At 69.4% G+C, this 3,992-nt stretch carries 4 protein-coding genes; all 4 read right to left on the bottom strand.

The window, feature by feature from the left end; translation table 11 throughout:
- Positions 1 to 33 precede the first annotated feature (33 nt).
- Entirely contained in the window at positions 34 to 915 is an 882-nt protein-coding gene (locus tag RMO12_RS07885) for a neutral zinc metallopeptidase (protein WP_309638868.1), read from the bottom strand.
- Between the two features lie 76 nt (positions 916 to 991).
- Entirely contained in the window at positions 992 to 1,561 is a 570-nt protein-coding gene (gene dcd / locus RMO12_RS07880) for a dCTP deaminase (protein WP_309638867.1), read from the bottom strand.
- Positions 1,558 to 3,072 (bottom strand): C13 family peptidase, encoded by a 1,515-nt coding sequence (locus RMO12_RS07875; RefSeq protein WP_309638866.1) that lies wholly within the window; start codon positions 3,070 to 3,072, stop codon positions 1,558 to 1,560. The genes dcd and RMO12_RS07875 overlap by 4 nt, the downstream gene beginning before the upstream one ends.
- Complete coding sequence (locus RMO12_RS07870) at positions 3,069 to 3,956, bottom strand: formate dehydrogenase accessory sulfurtransferase FdhD (RefSeq protein WP_309638865.1); 888 nt, start codon at positions 3,954 to 3,956, stop codon at positions 3,069 to 3,071. Before RMO12_RS07870 ends, RMO12_RS07875 begins: the two co-directional genes overlap by 4 nt.
- Between the last annotated feature and the right edge of the window lie 36 nt (positions 3,957 to 3,992).

Here is a 3,992-nt window from a genome sequence, read left to right as displayed (position 1 = left end):
CGCCGCCCGGCCCTGCGCGGCCGGCGCAGTCGCTCAGCGCGGTGGCGCGTCGAAGGTGTTGCAGTCGGCCACCCGGCCCGACTCGAAGCCGCGCTTGAACCACTGCACGCGCTGCGCGCTGCTGCCATGCGTGAAGCTTTCCGGCACCACCGTGCCCTGCGAGCGCCGCTGCAGGGTGTCGTCGCCGATCTTGGAGGCCGCGTTCAAGGCTTCCTCGATGTCACCCTGCTCCAGCCACTGCTTGGCCTGCTGTGAATGGTGACCCCAGAGGCCGGCGAAACAGTCGGCCTGCAGCTCGAGCCGCACGCTCATCGCGTTGCCCTGCGCCGGGCTGCCGCCGCGCCGTGCCGCTTCGACCTTCTCGCTGGTGCCGAGCACGTTTTGCACGTGATGGCCGATCTCATGGGCGATCACGTAGGCCTGCGCGAAATCGCCGGGGGCGCCGAGCCGCTGCTTCAAGGTGTCGAAGAAGTCGAGGTCGATGTAGACCTGCTGGTCGCCGGGGCAATAGAACGGCCCCATCGCGCTTTGCCCGGTGCCGCAGGCGGTGCGCGTGGCGCCGCGAAACATCACCAGCTTGGGCGCGCGGTAAGTTGCCTGGTCGCGCTGGAACACCGCCGTCCACACGTCCTCGGTGCTGGCCACCACGGTGCGCACGAAGCGACTTTGCGCGTCGTTGGCGGGCGGCGCATTCGACGGCGCTCTCGACACCTGCTCGGTGGGCGCACCGCCGCCGCTCAACATACCCAGAATGGTGAGCGGGTTGATGCCGAAGATCCAGCCGCCCACCAGCGCGATCGCGATGGTGCCGATGCCGATGCCGCGCCCGCCGATGCCCAGCCCCGGCAGCCCGCCGCCACCGCTGCTGCGACGGTCTTCCACGTTCTCGCTCTCGCGTTCGCCTTCCCATTTCATGACGGTCTCCGACGACTCGGGGCGAGTCTGCTGGTGCGGGGCAAATGCCATGCCGCATCTCGCGGCCGGCAGGGGATCACGTCTTGGGCAGGGTCACGCCGCGCTGGCCCTGGTACTTGCCGCCGCGGTCTTTGTAAGAGGTTTCGCAGACCTCGTCGCTCTCGAAGAACAGCACCTGGGCGCAGCCCTCACCGGCGTAGATCTTGGCCGGCAGCGGCGTGGTGTTGCTGAACTCGAGCGTGACAAAACCTTCCCACTCGGGCTCCAGCGGTGTGACGTTGACGATGATGCCGCAGCGCGCATACGTGCTCTTGCCCAGGCAGATGGTCAGCACGTTGCGCGGGATGCGAAAGTATTCGAGCGTGCGCGCCAACGCAAAGCTGTTGGGCGGGATGATGCAGACGTCGGCGGCGATGTCGACGAAGCTCTTTTCGTCGAAGTTCTTCGGGTCCACCACCGTGCTGTAGATGTTGGTGAACACCTTGAACTCGGGCGCGCAGCGGACGTCGTAGCCGTAGCTGCTGGTGCCGTAGCTCACGATGCGCTGGCCGTCGGCCGAATGACGCACCTGGCCCGGCTCGAAGGGCTCGATCATGCCGTGCTGCTCGCACATGCGGCGGATCCATTGGTCGCTCTTGATGCTCATCGGGGCGCAGTCGCGTTTTGGCTGTCGGGATCGGTGGTCGGCGATTGTAGGGAGCCGGTCGGGGTGGGCGCTGCCTGCAGTCGCTGCTCCAGCGCGGCCAGCGGCGCGCGGATCGCTGCACCGACGCTGATCTGTGGGTTGGAGTAGCCGTCGTCCTTGCCGGCCTCACGCTCGCGTCGCTCGATCACGCCGCGCGCCCGTGCGTGCGCGCGCTCGAACGAGTGCGTCTCGCGCAGTGCCTCGTCGTACATCGCGCGGCCGAAGAACGTCAGCGCCGATTTGCGGCCGCAACCGTAGGAAGTGTGCTCGGCGTCCGCGGCCGTCATCACCAGGCTGGTGTCGCCGGCCAGCGGCGCGATCCAGGAGCCCGCGTAGCAGGCGGAGATCGACAGCACGCGATAGCGCACGCCGGCGGCGTCGAGCCAGGCGCGCAGTTCGACCGGCGTGACGGCGGGCACCTCGAGCGGCCACAGCGACGCCGCCAGCTCACCGCCGCGCGCGCCGTGCGAGGTGAGGTGGATGAAGAGCACGTCCTCGTCGCGGTCCATCACCGCGGCCACGCCCTCGATCGCGCGACGCAGGTTCTGCGCCGTGGCCCACGGCAGCGCTTCGGCGGTCTGCGCATGGTTGACCAATTGCAAGCTGCGCCCCCGGGCGTCGAAGCGCTGCTGCATGACCGCGTCGACCATCGCGCTTTCGCGGCGGAACACCTCCTCGTCGGCATAGGGCGCGAAGGTGATGGCGTACAGGTCGACGATGCCCGGGCGCTGCGGCGCGAGCACCGCCGTGGCCCGGGCGAGCAAGCCGGACTGGGCTTCGATGGCCTGCGGGGTCAGTCTCAGGTAGCGTTCGGAGGCGCCCTCCCGCGCCGGGTACCAGAAGGGGTCGTGCGGCAGTTGCAGGTCCAGCACATACGCCGCGGTGACCACGGCCGCGGCGAGCGCGGCCATCGCCGAGCGCGCCGGCACCTGCCGCTGCATCAGACGCAGCGTCACCAACCAGCTCCACCCCCAGGGTGCCCACCACAAGACCGCCAGCACGCCCGCCGGCAGGTGGTCGAGCAGCCCGCTGCGAAACAGCACCGCCAGGCCCAGCCCGCCGACCACCAGGATCACCACCGACTGCGCCAGCAGCAAGCCGAGCAGCGTGGCGCCGCGGTCGATCGCAGCGTCGGGCCGCGGCCGCGACGCGCGGCGCGTCAACAGCCAGCACAGCCACACCGATACCAGGCTCGACAACCAGCCGGACTGCAGCGCGGGCGCATTGAACGTCGCCGGGCCGTCGATCATCAGGCGCTGCGTGGCCAGCGACAGCAGCAAGCTGGTCGCCATCAGCAAGGCGATCGCCACCGGGCCGGGCTGAGACAGCGGCTCGCCAGGCCGCAGGCCGACCGCGCTGCGCCAAGCGGCGCGCCACCACGCGGCCAGAGCGCCGCGCCGCGGAGTCGACGGGGACGACCCGGTGTCTGCGGGCGCGTCGCTCGCCGGGGTAATGGTGCTCAGTTCACTCACGTCGGTGGCGTCAAACGGGGGGCGACAGGCGCTGTAGCCGGCGCGGCCAGCGCCGCATCGCCGTCAAAACGCTCGAAGCCGCTGTAGCAGAGAAAGTGCTTGTTCATCGCGCGACCGAACAGCGCCAGGCCGAGCCGCGTGGCGAGTTCATGGCCCATCTGCGTGATACCCGAGCGCGACACCACGATCGGCACCCCCATCTGCGCCGACTTGATGACCATCTCGCTGGTCAGACGCCCGGTGGTGTAGAAGGCCTTGTCGGCGCCGCCGACGCCCTGCAGCCACATCCAGCCGGCAATGGTGTCGATCGCGTTGTGGCGGCCCACGTCCTCGACAAACAGTTCGAGCCGGGCGTCGTCGGGCGTCAGCGTGAACAGTGCGCAGCCGTGGACCGAGCCGGCCGATTTGTAGGTGCTGTCCTGGCGGCGCATGGCGTCGAGCAGCGCGTAGAGACCGCGCTGGCTGATGCGGGCCTGGTGCGGCGCGGGCAGGTCGACGCGGTCGATCTCGTCCATCAGGCCGCCGAACACGGTGCCCTGTCCGCAGCCGGTGGTGACCACGCGGTGCGCCGTCTTGCGATCGAAATCGTCGATGCCGGCGCGCGTCTTGACCGCCGCGGCGCCGACATCCCAGTCGAGCGTGACCGACTCGATGTCATGCACCGAGTCGACCAGGCGCTGATTGCGCAAATAGCCCAACACCAGCAGTTCGGGCGCGGCGCCCAGGGTCATGAGCGTGACCAACTCGCGCTTGTCGACGAAGACGGTGAGCGCTCGTTCGGCGGGGATCGACACCTGCTGGCGCTGGCCATGCTCGTCGAGCACGCTGATGCTGTGGGTTTGCGGCGCTCGGGCCGCAGTCAGGCGAGGCAAGGGAGGCGTCATCGGAGGGCGTCGTGTAGGCGAATGGTCGGCAGGAAC

Origin of the sequence: Methylibium sp. (assembly GCF_031393925.1) — a bacterium.
Taxonomy (GTDB): Bacteria; Pseudomonadota; Gammaproteobacteria; order Burkholderiales; family Burkholderiaceae_C; genus Methylibium.
The sequence above is the reverse complement of the archived record's forward strand: the minus strand, read 5'-3'. Positions and strand labels throughout refer to the sequence as shown.